Consider the following 15,463-nt stretch of genomic DNA (forward strand, 5'->3'; position numbering starts at 1 on the left):
GGCACACGTTCCAGGTTTGGAAGCTCGTGGACGATGGGGTCGCCGTACATTCCTCGCGGCCCTCGTGATCACGGTGGCGTCGTGCGCGACCGATGGCGCCCCGGGGAGCCTCCGCGAGGCATCGGAGCGGACGGAGCTCGATGGAACGGAGTCGCAGCGAGCCTGGGAATCGAAGGCCCGGGTGCAGAAGGAACTACGCGCGGCGTACGTGACAACGGTGCAGCAAGGGGCGTCGGGCGCGTACGCGGCGATCGCCCTCGCGCCGGGGCGTCTCCTTCTGGAGAACGGGGCGCAGCGGTTCGCGACGACGTTCGACCGGTGGGGGGCGTGGATCGCGTCGGACGAGGAGCCATGGTCCTTGTCGATACGCACGGCGGGGTTCGGCTGCGAGGAGGCGGTGCAAGGGGCGGAGGAGGCAGCGCCGGAGGCGGAGGGGAATCGGGTCCGCTACCGGCATGAAGGAATCGAGGCGTGGTACCTCAATGGTCCGCTGGGGCTCGAGCAGGGGTTCGTCCTCGCGGAGGCGCCCGAATGTGTCGGGACCAAAGTCGTGACGATCGAGGTCGACGGTGAGCTCTCCGCGCGGCTCGACGATCCGGATGGGGACGGGCGCGGCGAAGAAGTCCGGCTCGTGGATGGCGAGGGCCGGGCGGCGCTCTGGTATGCGGATCTCTACGTGAAGGACGCGACGGGGAAGGCATTGCCGGCGTGGCTCACGGTGGAGGCGGGGACGATCTCGATTCACGTGGACGACGCGGAGGCGACGTATCCGGTGGAGATCGATCCGCTGGTCGCGACCCTGCAGGCGAAGTTCTTGGCGAGCGACGGCGCGTCGGACGACCGCTTCGGTCGCAGCGTGTCGATCTCGGGAGACACGGCGCTCGTGGGGGCGTCGAACCACGACATCGGCGCGAACGTCAACCAAGGGGCAGCGTACGTCTTCGTTCGCAACGGAGGGACATGGACCCAGCAGGCCAAGCTCCTGGCCAGCGATGGCGCGGCAGACGACGTCTTCGGAGTGAGTGTATCCCTGGACGGGGACACGGCGCTCGTGGGGGCGTCGGGCCACGACATTGGCGCGAATGTCTCGCAAGGGGCGGCGTACGTCTTCGTTCGCAGCGGCGCGACGTGGACGCAGCAAGCCAAGCTCGTGGCCCCCGTCTCCGGATCCAAGGCGAACGATTTCTTCGGGAGCTCGGTCTCGTTGTCGGCGGACACGGCGCTCTTGGGGTGCCCGCGCTGCGACATCAGCGGCGCGACCGACAAGGGAGCAGCGTACGTGTTCGTTCGCAGCGGCACGGTATGGACCCAGCAGGCCAAGCTGGTGGCGCAGTACGGGTCGCCGGCCGATTACTTCGGCCAGAGCGTGTCGTTGTCGGGGGACCTGGCGGCCGTGGGTGCTCCCCACGCCCAGGAGAAATTCAACGTTCAGCAGGGTGAGGCATACACGTTCTTCCGCAGTGGAGCCACGTGGACCGAGAGCCCCTCCAATTTCGTGCTCAGCGACGGGGAGGCGTACGACAGGTTCGGCCAATCGGTCGCGGCGTCCGGGAACGTCGTGCTGGTGGGCGCTCCCGGGCACAGGATCGGCAGCCTGGCGGACGCAGGGGAGGTGCACGCGTACAGCTTCGCCCCCGGTTCTGGATGGAGTTTCGCGGGCATCCTCGTGGCCAGCGACCCTGCGGCGGGCGATCAATTCGGCGGTTCGATATCGCTCGCCGGGGACATGGCGGTCGTCGGCGCCAGCAGCGACGACGACAACGGAACGGATTCAGGGTCGGCCTACGTGTTCTCGCGCGCGGGCATCTCCTCGTGGACGCAGGAGTCCAAGCTCGTCGCCAGCGACGGAGCGGCGGGCGACTACTTCGGTCTTTCGACGGCGCTCTCGGGAGGTACGCTGCTCGTGGGGGCGGTTTTGGGGAGCAACGGCATCGGCGTCGACACAGGGGCGGTGTACGCGTACGTGCTCCAGAAACCCACGGGCGACGCCTGCGTGACGGCCAGCGACTGCCAGAGCGGCTTCTGCGTCGACGGCGTCTGCTGCGAGAGCGCTTGCGGCGGCGGCGCGCCGGATTGTCTGGCGTGCAGCGTGGCCGCGGGAGGCTCCGTGGACGGGACGTGCAGCGTGGCCGCGGCGAGCACCGAATGCCGCGCGGCGGCCGGTGCGTGTGACGTCGCGGAGACGTGCGACGGGACGAGCGCCGCCTGCCCCGCGGACACCCGGACCGCAGCGGGCACCGAATGCCGCGCGGCGGCCGGCGCGTGTGACGTCGCGGAGACGTGCGACGGGACGAGCGCCGCCTGCCCCGCGGACACCCGGGCCGGGGCGGGGACGACATGCCGCGCCCCCGCAGGCCCTTGCGACGCGGAGGAGGTCTGCGACGGGTCGAGCCCTTCGTGCCCCGCCGACACCTTCCTCCCCGTGAACACCGAATGCCGGGCCGCCACGGGCGCATGCGACGCTGCCGATCATTGCGACGGCGTGAGCGCCGCCTGCCCGAATGCCAAGAAGCCCCCCGGCGAGATGTGCCGCCCGTCGGCGGGCGATTGCGACATCTGGGAGATGTGCGACGGCGTCAGCGACGACTGCCCTCCGGACGTGAAGGCCGAGGCGGGCTTGCTCTGCCGTGAAAAGGCTGGCGCGTGTGACGTGGCCGAGTACTGCGATGGCACGAGCAACTCTTGCCCCGCGGATGGCAAGCATCCAGCGGGTGCGACATGCCGCTCTCCCGCCGGGCCATGTGACTCGGCAGAGACGTGCGACGGGACGAGCGACGCATGCCCGGCGGACGTGAAACTCCCGGCGAACTCCGTGTGCCGCGCGGCAGCGGGCCCATGCGACATCCAGGAGGTATGCAACGGGGCGAGCAACACGTGCCCGGCGGACGGCAAGAGGGCGTCGGGCTCCGTGTGCCGCGCCTCGGCGGGGTCTTGTGACGTCGCGGAGCAGTGCAACGGCTCGAGCAACACGTGCCCCGCGGACGCGAAGGTCGCGGCGGGCACGCAATGCCGCGCGGCGGCTGGCGCGTGCGACGTCGCCGAGGCTTGCGACGGGAATGCGAGCGATTGTCCTGCGGACGCGAAGGTCGCGGCGGGGACGGAGTGCCGCGCGGCGGCCGGCGCGTGCGACGTCGGCGAAGCGTGTAATGGCTCGAGCAATACGTGCCCCGCGGACGAGAAGGTCGCCGCCGGAACGACTTGCCGCGCCGCCGCGGGTGCGTGCGACGTCGGCGAGGCTTGCGACGGGAATGCGAGCGATTGCCCTGCGGACGAGAAGGTCGCGGCGGGGACGGAGTGCCGCGCGGCGGCCGGTGCGTGTGACGTCGGCGAGGCTTGCGACGGGAATGCGAGCGATTGCCCAGCGGACGGCAAGGTCGCCGCCGGGACGACGTGCCGCGCAGCGATGGGCCCCTGCGACGTCGCGGAGGCCTGCAATGGCGACGATCCGGCATGCCCCATGGACGCCGTCGCCGATGGGACCACGGAATGCCGTCCGGCGACGAGCGCCTGCGACCTCCCGGAAAAATGTGATGGTATCGGCAAAGGCTGCACGCCGGATCTGCTGGCGCCCGTGGGAGCCATCTGCCGGGGCGCCGCCGGTCCATGCGATGTCGCCGAGACGTGTACCGGGATCTCGCCGGATTGCCCCGCGGACGGCAGCGCGCCCGACGGCACGACGTGCAGCGGGGGCGCATGCGTCGGCGGCATGTGTATGAATAGTGGCGCCGGAGGCGCGGGCGGGACCGGCGGCGATGGCGGGACCGGCGGCGAGGGCGGCGAGGGCGGCGATGGCGGCACCGGCGGCGCGGGCGGCACCGGCGGCGCGGGCGGCACCGGCGGCGATGGCGGTGCCGGCGGCAGCGGCGGTGCGGGCGGGACCGGCGGTGCCGGCGGCAGCGGCGGCAACGGTTCGACCAGTAGCTCGACCGGCGGCAGTGGCGGCGGCTTTCCCGAATCCGACGGCGGTTGCGCTTGTCGCGCCACGGGGAGCACCTCGAGCGACTCCAGCCGAGGCACCGGCGAGCTCGCCCTCGCCTTGCTCGGCCTCGTCACCCTCCGACGGCGTCGCTCGGCGTGCGGCGGCTCCGCAGGGGGAGGTGATGTGGAACCAACCCGGTCGCAGATTCCCTCACGGTGACGCGGCCCTGCGATGCGCCGCTCGAAATGCTTCGACGCGCCGGACCGCGTTTCTCCGCAGGTTCACGTAAAAGAGCTGATACTCGATGGCGTGCCAGTTGTCGGGGCCCATCGTCCAGAGGAGCACCCCGCTCGCGAAATCGCGCGGCGGCAGCGGGCCCATCCGGGTGATCCAGACGTTTCCCTCCCGGCACGCCGCGTCGGCGAAGGCCGGGAGGACCGCGGGCGCCTCCGTATCGAAGAAGAGCGCGCCCTCGTGCAACGACGCCGGCGCCACCTCGCCGTCCGTCTTCCACGTGAGCGGATTGACGCAAATGCGCGAGGCCATGGAAGCCGGGGCTCCGGGCGCGTCCGGGTCCTTGAACTCGAAACCGTTGCGCTCGTAGCGCGGGCCTCGCACGTTCCAGGCGACCACGCAGCCCCACTGATCCTCGGACGCGCAGATCGGAATGGCCTCGCCGATCGTCTCCCGCCGGATCGGCCCTCCGATCAGGTACGCCGCGACGAGGTGCTCGGCGGGGGGTTTGCCCCAGATCCTCTCCCGGAGCAGGCGGGACGCGAGGACCGTCCCCTGGCTGTGCGACGCGAGGACGAACGGGCGGCCCTCGCCGCGCCGCGCGAGGAACGAATCAAACGCGGCGGCGACGTCACCAAAAGCAATGTCGAGCGCGCGATCACCCTCCGGGCTCGGCGCGACGAAGGCCTTGCCGTTGGCCTGACGATAACGCGGCGCATACACGGCGCAGCAGGCGTTGAACACGCTCGCCTGGATGAGCGTCGCCCCGCGCGCCGTCGCCCGGACGATCTCCGGGTCGTCGATCGGCGCGTTCCACCGCTTGGCGAGGGACGTCGTCGGATGGACGAAAAATACATCGGCGCTCTCCGCCCCGCGCGCCGCGGCCGGCAGCTCCGGCAAGGAGACGTCGGCGTCGTCCTCCCTCGTGGGGAGCGCGGCCCAGGAGGCGTCCTCGTCGTAGTCCGGCGCGGGAGGCGCGGCGCTCGGCTCGAAGGGCCCGGGGTCGAGGGCGACGAACAACCACCGATCGAGGGTAAAAAACGACAGGAACACGAGAAAGACGCCGAGCAGCACCACGGCCAGGAGGGCCCTACGCCACCGTCTCCGCCTGGATTCAGAGCCCATGCGCCGCGGGCTTCATCAGGGTGTAAAAACCGAACCCCAGCGTATCGCGGCCCCACGTGAGGTACGCCTCGTGCCAGGCGCGGATGCGGGCGGCCATCGCCGGCGTATCCGGGTCGGTCGGGTTCGCGTCGACGTACCGCTCGATGGCGGCGCAATAACGGCCCTCGTACGCGTCCCACTCGTCCTCGCTCGCGCACGCGGTCGAGAGCACGCGAAAACCAGCCTCCCGCGCGAGGCGCGTATTTCCGGCGTGCGTGTTCATCTCGTCCTCGGTCGCCCCGCCGAGCGCTTCGAGGTAACCGGGATCGGGCCGGCGTCGCCAGAAGCCGTCGGCGAAGAGCGCCACGCCGCCGGGAGCGAGGTGCGCGTACGCCCAGGCGAGCGCCTCGACGAACGTGCCGAGCGCCTGGCTCGATCCCATGCAGACGATCGCGTCGAAGCGCGCCGCGTCGCCCACCACGTCGGCGAGCGCCCGATCCACGAGGCGCACGCGCGCATCGAGGCCACGTCGCGAAGCTTCCGCGCGCGCAGCGGCGATGAAGGTCGAATTGATGTCGACGCCGAGGCCGTTCGCCGGGGAACGCTCGCAGAGGTCGAGGAGAAACCCCGCCCGGCCGCAGCCGATGTCGAGCACCTCCGCGCCCTCACGCAGCGCGAGCCCGTCGACGAGCCGCGTGGCCTTCTCGGCCGAGAGCGGGGAAAGGTAACGGTGCGTCGCGTGAGCGATCGTCGTGAACTTCAGTCGATCCGGGGCAGGTTGGGTCATGGCGTCGTGGCTCATGGCTGCGCCGCCGCGTGTGCCCCTGTCAAGCGTCGAGCACGTCGCCGCCCGCCACCCGATGCGGCTTGCGCGGCCCGTCCGCGGAGCCGACAATCGCGGCATGACGAAGCCCGAAGGCAAAGAGAAGCTCTACCAATCCGCCGACTTCGACAAGACGCCGCCGCGCCCGCGTGTCGTCATGCCGGAGAAGCTGATCCACCGCCAGGTCGAGGGCGACGGGCAACGCGACGCGTACTCCAAGGAGCGCAAGCACCCGGTCTTTTTCGTCGATCTGCCGACGCGTTGCATCAGCATGACGATCGGCCACCTCGACCCGGGCCAGTCCTCGAACCGCCACCGCCACACCTACGAGACCGTGCTCTACGTGCTCGAAGGCGAGGGCTACTCGGTCGTTCACGATCAGAAGATCGAGTGGAAGACCGGCGACGCCGTCTACATCCCCGTCTGGACCTGGCACAACCACGTCAACACCGGCGCGGGCCTCGCCCGCTACCTCGCCTGCGAGAACGCGCCCATCCTCCAGAACCTCGGCGGCGTCGCGCTCCGCGAGGAGCTGCCCGAGAAGGGCATGAAAGACCCCGAGTGATCCCGCGTCCCGCGCCGAGACGCGCGTAGTACGCTCGCGGGATGACGCGCCCACGCCTCCGCCTCCTCGCCGCTCTGCCCCTCCTCGCGCTCGCCGCCTCCGGCTGCTCCAAGGACGAACCCAACCCGAACGCGGCCCCCATCTCCTCGTCGCTCGCCGCCGCGAAGCCGCAGACCGACGCGGGCAAACCGTACGCCGTCGAAGCCGCCGGCGCGAAGGTGGGCTTCACGATGGATGCGCCCATCGAGAAGATCTTCGGCGAGGCAGACGGCTCGATCTCGGGCGAGCTCTTCGTCGACGCGGAGGACGTCACGCGCTCGACGGGGCTCGTGAAGATCGACCTCGACAAACTCGTGATCTTTCAGCAGAAGCGCGCGGACGAGGCGTCCACGTTCGGCGAGCGGACGAAGAGCGACACGCAGAACGAGCACGCGCGCAACTGGCTCGGCATCGGCAAGGACGTCGGCGAGGCGGAGAAGCAGAAGCACCGCTTCATCGAGTTCAAGCTCTCGAAGATCGAGACGGCGGGACCCAAGGGCGTCGCGGGCCTCTCGGGCGCCGAGCGCACGATGAAGCTCGACGTCACGGGCGACTTCCGCCTGCACGAGCGCACGGTGCAGAAGAAGGCGGAGCTCGAGGTCACGTTCGTGATGGAGGGCGACAAGGTGACGGCGCTCCGCGTGAGGTCGACGAAGCCCATCGCCGTGAACCTGGAGGAGCACGACGTGCGCCCGCGCGACACGCTCGGCGTGATCCTGCAGAAGACCACGGACGAGCTCGCGACGCTCGGCAAGAAGGTCTCGAAGGACGCGATGGTGTCGCTCGACTTCCAGGCCAAGCCGAGGTGACGTGATGGGCGCGCCGGTGGATCGTATCGTTGGTGTGGACACGCACGTCCTGCGCGTGCCCTCGCCCGGCGGCCCCAGGGATCGGGGTCCCGTCGCGCGGCGGGCGTTGGTTCGCGCGCGAGGCTGTGATATCCGTCTTTGTGCGTCCGGGCGAAGGCTTTCCACTCGTGCGAGAGTGCGCGCTCTCCGCGGACGAACAGGGTCGCGATGAGCTACGTCGTCAGATCGGGGGATACGCTTGGTGCGATCGCCAGCCGCAACGGCACGACGGTGCAGGCGATCATGGCCGCAAACCCGCAGATCAAGAATCCGAACATGATCTCGGTGGGCCAGCAGCTCAACCTTCCGGGAGGCGGCGGCGGCGCCATCCCGTCTGCGCCATCTGCGCCATCGATACCAGCGCCGAGCTCGTACACGGTTCGCTCGGGCGACACGCTGGGCGCGATCGCGAACCGGAACGGCACCACGGTCAACGAGATCATGGCTGCCAACCCGCAGATCCGGAACCCGAACCAGATCTCGCCGGGCCAGAAGATCAACCTGCCGGGAGGATCAAACGGAGGCGGCGCGCCGCAGCCGCAGCGCCCGCCGCAGCAGCAGCCGCCCACGCAGCAGCAACCCGCGCCTGCGCAACAAGGAGGCAGCTCGCTCGGCACGCCGCCCGCGACGGGGCCGTGGGAGCTGCCGGACGTGGGGCCGGCGCGCAGGCTCGCCGCCGGCGATTTCGAGGCCGCGGCGCGCGAGCTCCAGTGCGAGACCGCCGCGGTGCGCGCCGTGGCCGAGGTCGAGTCGGGCGGACGAACGGGCTTCGACGACAATCGGCGTCCGAAGATCCTCTTCGAGATCCACCACTTCAAGAGGCTCACGGGCGGCCGCTACGATCGCAGCCACCCGCACCTCTCCGCGCCGTACTCGAGCCCGAACCGGCGCGCGAGCTACAAGAAGAACCAGTGGACCGTGATCCGCGAGGCCTTCGCGCTCGATCCGGACGCGGCGGTGAAGAGCGCCTCCTGGGGCATGTTCCAGGTGATGGGCTTCAACCACGCGGACGTCGGCTGGAGCAACGTCCGGCAGTTCGTCTACGACATGTACGAGTCCGAGGCGCAACACATGCGCGCCTTCCTCGGCTTCTGCCGGACGAACAACCTCGTGCGCCACATCCGCAGCAAGAACTGGGCATCGTTCGCGCGCGGCTACAACGGCCCGGACTACGCGTCGAACGCCTACCACACGAAGATGGCGAACGCCTACGCGCGCTACAGCCGCGGCTAGACGCGCCACTTCCCAGCATGGACATCGTCTCGTACTGCCCGCTCCGCGTCGCCGCGCGACCATTCGTCACGTCGCGACACACGCACGCGCTCGTCGTCGTCTGCAAAGCGACGTACCTGCTCATGCCGGGCACGTCGGTGCTGCACGAGTCGCAGGAGGACATCAACGAAGAGGACAACCACTGGGACGACGATCCGCGCCGCAGCGTGTATTCGCCCTGCGATCTCGTGCCCCAGAAGCGCGGCGCCGACGTGGTGCTCGTCGGCCACGCGTTCGCGCCGAACGACGTGCCCGTGCGATCGATCCAGACGCGCCTCTGCGTGGGTGAGCTCGACAAGTCGATCGAGGTCTTCTGCGACAGGCACCTGACGCCGACGGGCGAGCTGCGCGAAGGCCCACGCGTGGCGCGCGTGCGCCTGCGTTACGAGCGCGCCGCGGGCGGGCCCGGGACGACGAACCCGGTGGGCATGTCGCTCGATCAGAGAGACACGTTCGGCGCGATCAAGCTGCCGAACCTGCAGCCGCCGGGGCGGCACGTGACGGGCCCCGCGGACCTCGTGGAGCCCATCGGATACGGCCCGATCGCGCCGACGTGGCCCTCCCGGCAAGCGCGCCTCGGGATCTTCGCGGGGCACGTCGATGTCGCGCGCTGGCACGAGTCTCCGCTGCCCGACGAGATCGATCCGCACTTCTTCAACGTCGCGCCGCCCGACCAGGAGATCCCCGAGGTCCGTCCGGACGAACGTATCGTGCTCGAAGGGTTGCACCCCGAGCACGCGCGGCTCGTGACGAACCTGCCAGGCCTGCGGCCCGAGGTCGTGCTGGAGCGCGCATCCGGCCGCAGCGAGGAGATCACGCTGAAGGCCGACACGTTGTGGTTCGACACGACGCGCGGGCTCTGCACGCTGGTCTGGCGCGGGCGCGCGGCGCTCGTGCATCCGGCCGAGGCGGGGCGCGTGGTGGTGACGATGGTCGGACCAGGCTGGGCGAGCACGAGCGCGGCGCTCGCGTCCCAGGCGCTACACGCGATCACGATCGAGCAAGACGATCCCGACGGATCGGTCACGAGCGTGGCCTCCGCGCCGTCGCGGCCGCACCCGATCATGCCCTTCACGGCGAGCTCCGCGCACGCGCCGCCCCCGCGCGAGTCGGGCGTGTTCCCGATGGATCCGGCGGACATCGATGACGAGGTGACGTTCGTCGGGCTGGATGTGCCGGCCGCGGATCCATTGCCGTTCGCGCGTCCCCACGGTGGGGGGCTCCGGTCGGCCCACGACGTGGGCCTTCCTCTGCCCCCCACACCCCCCGCGGCTGCCCCCTTCACGCGTCCCCGGACGGAGGCGCCGCCCGCGCCCGCGTCACCGCCGCCGTTGCCATTCGCAGCACCGCCGCCGCCGCCCGTTCCCTTTCCGTCGCGGGATCTGCCGTTCTACTCGCCGATCGCGCCTCCCCCGGTGCCACCGGAGCCCACGCGGGCGAGGCCTCCATCGCGGCACGATTTGCCGTTCATAGCTCCCCCTCCCACACCCCCCGCGGCTCCTCCGCCGGTCACGCCGACGCCGCCGCCGATCGTGCCGCGGCTGGGCATCGCGCCGCTCGGCACTTCGCCGCTGGCTGCGCCTCCACCACCGCCCGTCGCGCCCGCGCCTGCTGCGTCGCCGGCTCCCGTCCCGCCGCCCGTTGACATCGACGACCCGGAGACCATCGACGCGCCTGCGATGATCGGCCCCCTGGCGACCGCCGAGATGGCCGCGCGTGCAGCGCCGCCGCCGCCGCCCCCGCCCGACCCGCTCCCGCCCGACCCGCCCCCGGCCGCGGAGGCCCCGAAGCCCGCGCCCGAGCCCGCGCTTCCGCTCGACGACTACCCCATCGAGCGATGCGCCAAGATCACCGCGTCGATCGCCCGAAGGCGCGAAGCGCGCGCCGAGATCCTGGAGGCCGAAGAGCTCGACCTCGCGCGCTGGACGGATCTCGAAAAACACTGGGCCGACGCCATCCGCGCCGAGTCCGAGCGCGGCAAGACGCGCCTGCTCAAGGCCTTCGACGCCGCCTACGTGGCGCGCCTCGAAGAAGAGCGGGGCCCGATCACCCCGGCCGAGTACGCGCGCCTGGTCGTCGCCAGCGAGCGCGGCCACGCCGATCGCACCCTCGCCGAGCTCGGCTTGCCGCGCGCCTCCATGCTCCGCATCGAACGCGAGATGCTGGCGCGCACCGGCGCCGATCCCGCCCTCGCCGAGCGGACCCGCCACGCGATCGAAGCCGAGCGAGCCGACTGAGCCCGTCCTCGGCGCTCCGTTCGTCGAGTGCTCGCCCACCCAGCGCGTTCCGGTGTACGCTTGCCCCGCGAGCCCGTTCGTCGGCTCGCGCATCGGCCTCATGTCCGCACCTCCCAGGCCCAGCTCCCCGGCGGTAGGTCCCGCCGCTCCGGAGCCGCTGCGCGCTCCGAGCAGCGGGGAGCCCGCGCGCGCCGAGCCCGCCGCGGCGCCGCCGAACGAGGTGGAGTGGGAGGTCGAGCTCGGCGCGACGCTCGCAGGCGGATTCTCAGCACCGCCGATCCCGGAGCCGGGTCTTCCTGCGCCATCCGCGCCCGCTGCCGCGCCGAACGCAGGCCGCTCCTCCGCGCCGCCGCTGCCCTTCATGGCGCCTCCACCTCCGCCTTCGGCTGCGGCCATCGCGAGCGGGCGGAGCTCGTCACCGGGCATGCCGTCGCCGGTCATGAACGGCGACGGCGTGGTTCGACGCTCCTCGCAGCCGAGTTTTCCCGCGATCGGACCGCAGAGCGCCGATGGGTCGAGGCGCTCCGCTCCGGGTTTGTCCGCGGTCGCCCCGCCGATGCCCGACGCGCTCCGGCGCTCTTCTTCGGGCCTGCTCGCCGTCACGCCCGCGATGTTCGAAGCCTCCCAGCGCCGCTCCTCGCCGGGCCTGCTTTCGCACGGTGATGCGGCCGTCGTCGATCCTGGCGCGGCGCCGACGACCGGGCCCATCGCGTACGCGCCCGGTGATCTCATCGGCGGCAGGTACCAGCTCGAGCGCGTGCTCGGTCAGGGCGGCATGGGCGCCGTGTGGGTCGCGCGGAACCTCGGCCTCGACGCCGACGTCGCCCTCAAGCTCATCCGCCGCGATCGCGCGACCGAGGAGGCCGCCGCGCGCCTGCTCACCGAGGCGCGCGCCGCCGCGAAGCTCGGTCATCCCGGCATCGTGCGGGTCTTCGACTTCGGACAAACCGAGCTCGGAGATCCGTACCTCGTGATGGAGCTGCTCACGGGTGAGTCCCTCGCCGCGATCCTCGCGCGCAAGAAGCGGCTCGATCCGAGCGTCACGCTCCAGACGCTCCTGCCCGTCGCCGCTGCGCTCGCCACCGCGCACCTGAAGGGCATCATCCATCGCGATCTGAAGCCCGACAACATCATGCTCACCACCGACGAGTCGGGGAAGATCGTGCCCAAGCTGCTCGACTTCGGCATCGCGCGCGTGCTCCGCGACGACGTCGAGCGGCACGTCACGATCGCCGGCGAGGTCCTCGGCAGCCCCGACTACATGTCGCCCGAGCAGGCCCGCGGCGAGGCGAACATCGACCACCGCACCGACGTCTGGACCTACTCGGTCGTCCTCTACGAGACGATCACCGGACGCAGGCCGTTCGACGCGCCGAACTACAACGCGCTCATCGCGGCCATCGTGGCGAACACGCCGATGCCCACGCACGCCTACGGCGCCGGCGACGCCGCGCTCTGGGCGATCATCGAGCGAGGCCTGGCGAAGGATCGCGGCGCGCGCTGGCAGTCGCTCCGCGACATGGGCGTCGCCCTCGCGGGCTGGGCCCTCGAGCGCGGGATCCAGCAGGACATCTCGGGTTTGTCTCTCCAGACCGAGTGGCTCGCCCCGAAGATGCGGCGCCTCCTCACGGTGCAGCCGGCCGACGCCTCGAGCCTCGCCGCCGCGCGCGCCGCAGCGGTGGCCGCTGCCGCGCCGCCCGTCACGGCGCCGGGCCTCGCGCTCCCGGGCGTCGCGCGTGACGGCGCCGAGGCCGCGGAGTGGAAGCACCTGCGCGGCGGATCGAGCAAGAAGTGGGTGTTCGCCTTGGGCGCGGCGCTCGCGCTCGTCACTGCGTTCTTCGTGGTGCGCGCGCTCCTCTCCGATCCTGCGCCGCCCGAGGGCGTGCCTGCCGCGCAGACCGAGGCGCCGCCCGCGCCGCCGCCCGCGCCCGCGCCCTCGTACACGTCCGCCGCGGTGACCACGCCGCAGGCAACGCCGACCACGGCGCCCGCGGCGACCGCCGCGCCCACGACGTCGACCGCGCCCACGACGACCGCGACGACGAAGACGCCCGTGCGCTCGACGCAGCAGAAGAAGGCGCCGCCCGTGCCGAAGAACATCCAGTTCTGAAGGGCGCACAAAAGCGAAGAGGCGGCCGCGGGTTCGTCCGGGCCGCCTCTGCTCCCCTCTCCCGCAGGCGGGAGAGGGGTTGGGGGTGAGGGTGTGAAAGTCAGGTGTTGATCTTGACCATCGGGCCGCCCGTGATGATCACGTCGCCGCCCGACGACGTCACGCTCACCACGCCCGAGCCTGCGACCTCGATCGTCGTGGCCGTGATCGTGACCTTGTCGCCTTCGAGCACGATGCTCGCGCCGCCCGGCGTGCCCAGCGTGATGCGGTCGTGCTCCATCACGTGCGCCGTCGTCGCGCCGCCGCCGCCCTCGCCCGGGGGCGCGATCTGGACCGAGTGCGTCCCGCCGACCATCGTCGAGTCGATCCCGCCGACCTGCGTCGATCGGTTCACGCCGACCACGACGCTGCGGTTCACGCCCGTCACCTCGCGCTCGCTCGCTTGAACCGTCTTCATCAGGTTCTTGCCGATGGTGATGGCCTCGTTCGCCTTCACCAGCTTCGTCCGATCGTTGCCGATCGTGACCTTCTCGTCGCGCTTGATCTCCTTCGTCCGATCGTTGCCGACGGTCGTGTTCTCGTCGTTCTTGACGAGCTTGTTGTAGTCGCGTTCGGCCTGGAAACGGACGAGCTCCTTGCCTTGCGCGTCCTCGAACATGAGCTCGTTGTAGCCGCCGCTCGCGCCCGTCGAGTTCGAACGGATCCCGCTCTGCGTCTTGTTGTCCGGCAACTTCCACGGCACCTTCTGCAGGTTCGTGAACACGCGGCCCACGATCACCGGGCGATCCGGGTCGCCGCCGAGGAAGTCGACGAGCACCTCTTGCCCGATGCGCGGCAGGTTCATGCCGCCGTAACCCGCGCCGCCCCAGGGCTGGCTCACCGGGATCCAGCACGAGCTGTTGTCGTCCATCTTGGACTCGCGATCCCAGTGGAAGTGCACGCGCACGCGGCCGAACTCGTCGCAGTGGATCTCCTCGCCGGCGGGCCCGACGACGGTCGCGCTCTCCACGCCGTTCACCTTCGGCCGCTGCATCACGGCCTTCGGGCGGTGCGGGATCTTCGTGCTCTTCGCCTCGCAGTGGTGTGTCCACTCGCCCGTCGACGTGCCCGCCATGTACGACTCGACGATGAGCAGCTTCTTGTCCGACGCGAGGTCGGCGCGCGGGTGATCGAGGAAGCTCGTCACCACGCCCGGCGCGAGGTCGAGGACGTTCGTCTGGAACGAGATCGCCGTGCCGCTGCCGCGCTTCGCCTCGAGGCGCTTCTGCGCGAGCTTCGCGCCCTCCGCCTCGTCCGTGCGCGCCTTGCCCTTGTCGTCGGCGCTCGGCGTGTCGTCGCCCTTCTCCGCGCCGAAGAGGAACGCGCCCGGCGTGTAGTGGAACCGCTCGAGTTTGTCCTCGAGCGGGATCTCGGCGCCGGAGGCCGTGGCCGCGAGGTTGTACGTGGGCGGCCTGCGGTAATCGATGTCGCGCATCGTGTACTTGCCGGGCCGCACCTTGCGCGCCATGCGCACGACCGTCACGTGCTCGCGATCGGCCGTCGTGGGGTTGTCCCGGTACGCGATGGGCCTACGCGCCGCGTTCGACTGCGGCGCGTCCGAGAGCACGAGCTTCGTCCCCTCCTCGCTCGGCTCGAAGTAGAAGCAGACGCCCGCGTCCTCCAGCATGCGGCTGATGAACGCGTAGTCCGTCTCCGCGTACTGCACGCGGTACTTGCGCTTCTTGTAGGCACCCTTGTCGATCTTGAGGACGGGCTCGATGCCCCACTCGGAGAGCATCTTCGCCACGATGTCGGGCTCCGAGAGCTGCTGGAACATGCGGTAGTTCCGGCGCTGCGTCGCGAGCCAGAGCGTGGGGACGATCGAGATGTTGTAGCTCGACAGCCCCGTCTCCTCCGCGCCGAGCTGCTCGAGCTCGTTGCAGACGCCCGTCCAGATCCGCGGACCGGCCCCTTCGCCGTGCCCGCCGTGCATGACGAAGCGCGCCGGCTGACCGACGATGGCCTCGAAATCGACGTTTGGGTTGTCGCTGAGGGCGATGAGGCGCACCTCGAAGAGCTGCGAGATCTTCTCGCTCACCGAGAACTCGCGGACATCGAAGCTGTCGCCCGACGCGAGCTCGACCGAGAGGTTACTGGTTCTGGAGGCGCTCATGTCGTGGATCACCCCGTGTTGCTGTCGACGATTCGCCTGGCGCTTCGTCGTCCCGCGCAAAAAGGCCCCGGGATCGGGGCGGCAAGAGAGGCTAACACGACTCCCGCGCCGTCGGGGAGAGGCATCTGAAAGGAGCACCCGTCTTGTCTTGACGGTCACC

At 70.7% G+C, this 15,463-nt stretch carries 9 protein-coding genes; 6 read left to right on the forward strand and 3 right to left on the reverse strand.

The features are described from left to right. Positions 1 to 64 precede the first annotated feature (64 nt). Entirely contained in the window at positions 65 to 4,138 is a 4,074-nt protein-coding gene (locus tag GF068_RS32665) for a hypothetical protein (protein WP_153823442.1), read from the forward strand. On the opposite strand, the gene GF068_RS32670 is transcribed toward GF068_RS32665, so the two are convergent. Next, a complete protein-coding gene (locus tag GF068_RS32670) occupies positions 4,130 to 5,230 on the reverse strand; it encodes a DUF3089 domain-containing protein (protein ID WP_153823443.1) in 1,101 nt (366 codons plus the stop codon). The two genes, GF068_RS32665 and GF068_RS32670, sit on opposite strands and share 9 nt — an antisense overlap. A 37-nt stretch (positions 5,231 to 5,267) precedes the next feature. Further along, a complete protein-coding gene (locus GF068_RS32675; RefSeq protein WP_170319819.1) occupies positions 5,268 to 6,044 on the reverse strand; it encodes an SAM-dependent methyltransferase in 777 nt (258 codons plus the stop codon). Positions 6,045 to 6,159: 115 nt separating this feature from the next. On the opposite strand from GF068_RS32675, the gene GF068_RS32680 reads away from it, so the two are divergent. The 5 genes from GF068_RS32680 (at position 6,160) to GF068_RS32700 (ending at position 13,151) form a co-directional block, all read left to right on the forward strand. After that, complete coding sequence (locus GF068_RS32680; RefSeq protein WP_153823445.1) at positions 6,160 to 6,645, forward strand: cupin domain-containing protein; 486 nt, start codon at positions 6,160 to 6,162, stop codon at positions 6,643 to 6,645. A gap of 41 nt (positions 6,646 to 6,686) precedes the next feature. Then, positions 6,687 to 7,493 (forward strand): YceI family protein, encoded by an 807-nt coding sequence (locus GF068_RS32685; protein ID WP_153823446.1) that lies wholly within the window; start codon positions 6,687 to 6,689, stop codon positions 7,491 to 7,493. A 207-nt stretch (positions 7,494 to 7,700) separates the two neighbouring features. After that, positions 7,701 to 8,765, forward strand: coding sequence for an N-acetylmuramidase domain-containing protein (locus tag GF068_RS43855; RefSeq protein WP_170319820.1), 1,065 nt, complete (start codon positions 7,701 to 7,703; stop codon positions 8,763 to 8,765). 17 nt (positions 8,766 to 8,782) lie between these two features. Next, complete coding sequence (locus GF068_RS32695) at positions 8,783 to 11,041, forward strand: DUF2169 family type VI secretion system accessory protein (RefSeq protein ID WP_153823447.1); 2,259 nt, start codon at positions 8,783 to 8,785, stop codon at positions 11,039 to 11,041. Positions 11,042 to 11,141: 100 nt separating this feature from the next. Further along, the gene (locus tag GF068_RS32700; protein WP_240807724.1) at positions 11,142 to 13,151 is read left to right on the forward strand and encodes a serine/threonine-protein kinase; all 2,010 of its coding nucleotides are present in this window, start codon (positions 11,142 to 11,144) and stop codon (positions 13,149 to 13,151) included. Positions 13,152 to 13,251: 100 nt separating this feature from the next. Here GF068_RS32700 and GF068_RS32705 read toward each other — a convergent pair whose 3' ends face one another. After that, entirely contained in the window at positions 13,252 to 15,303 is a 2,052-nt protein-coding gene (locus tag GF068_RS32705; RefSeq protein WP_153823448.1) for a type VI secretion system Vgr family protein, read from the reverse strand. Between the last annotated feature and the right edge of the window lie 160 nt (positions 15,304 to 15,463).

The sequence above is a fragment of the Polyangium spumosum genome, assembly GCF_009649845.1.
GTDB classification, from domain to species: Bacteria; Myxococcota_A; Polyangia; order Polyangiales; family Polyangiaceae; genus Polyangium; species Polyangium spumosum.

Excerpts from the sequence above, each read along its gene's own strand:
- GF068_RS32685 (WP_153823446.1), top strand. The coding sequence starts at position 6,687 with ATGACGCGCCCACGCCTCCGCCTCCTCGCCGCTCTGCCCCTCCTCGCG.
- GF068_RS32700 (WP_240807724.1), top strand. The coding sequence starts at position 11,142 with ATGTCCGCACCTCCCAGGCCCAGCTCCCCGGCGGTAGGTCCCGCCGCT.
- GF068_RS32705 (WP_153823448.1), bottom strand. The coding sequence starts at position 15,303 with ATGAGCGCCTCCAGAACCAGTAACCTCTCGGTCGAGCTCGCGTCGGGC.
- GF068_RS32695 (WP_153823447.1), top strand. The coding sequence starts at position 8,783 with ATGGACATCGTCTCGTACTGCCCGCTCCGCGTCGCCGCGCGACCATTC.
- GF068_RS43855 (WP_170319820.1), top strand. The coding sequence starts at position 7,701 with ATGAGCTACGTCGTCAGATCGGGGGATACGCTTGGTGCGATCGCCAGC.
- GF068_RS32675 (WP_170319819.1), bottom strand. The coding sequence starts at position 6,044 with ATGACCCAACCTGCCCCGGATCGACTGAAGTTCACGACGATCGCTCAC.
- GF068_RS32680 (WP_153823445.1), top strand. The coding sequence starts at position 6,160 with ATGACGAAGCCCGAAGGCAAAGAGAAGCTCTACCAATCCGCCGACTTC.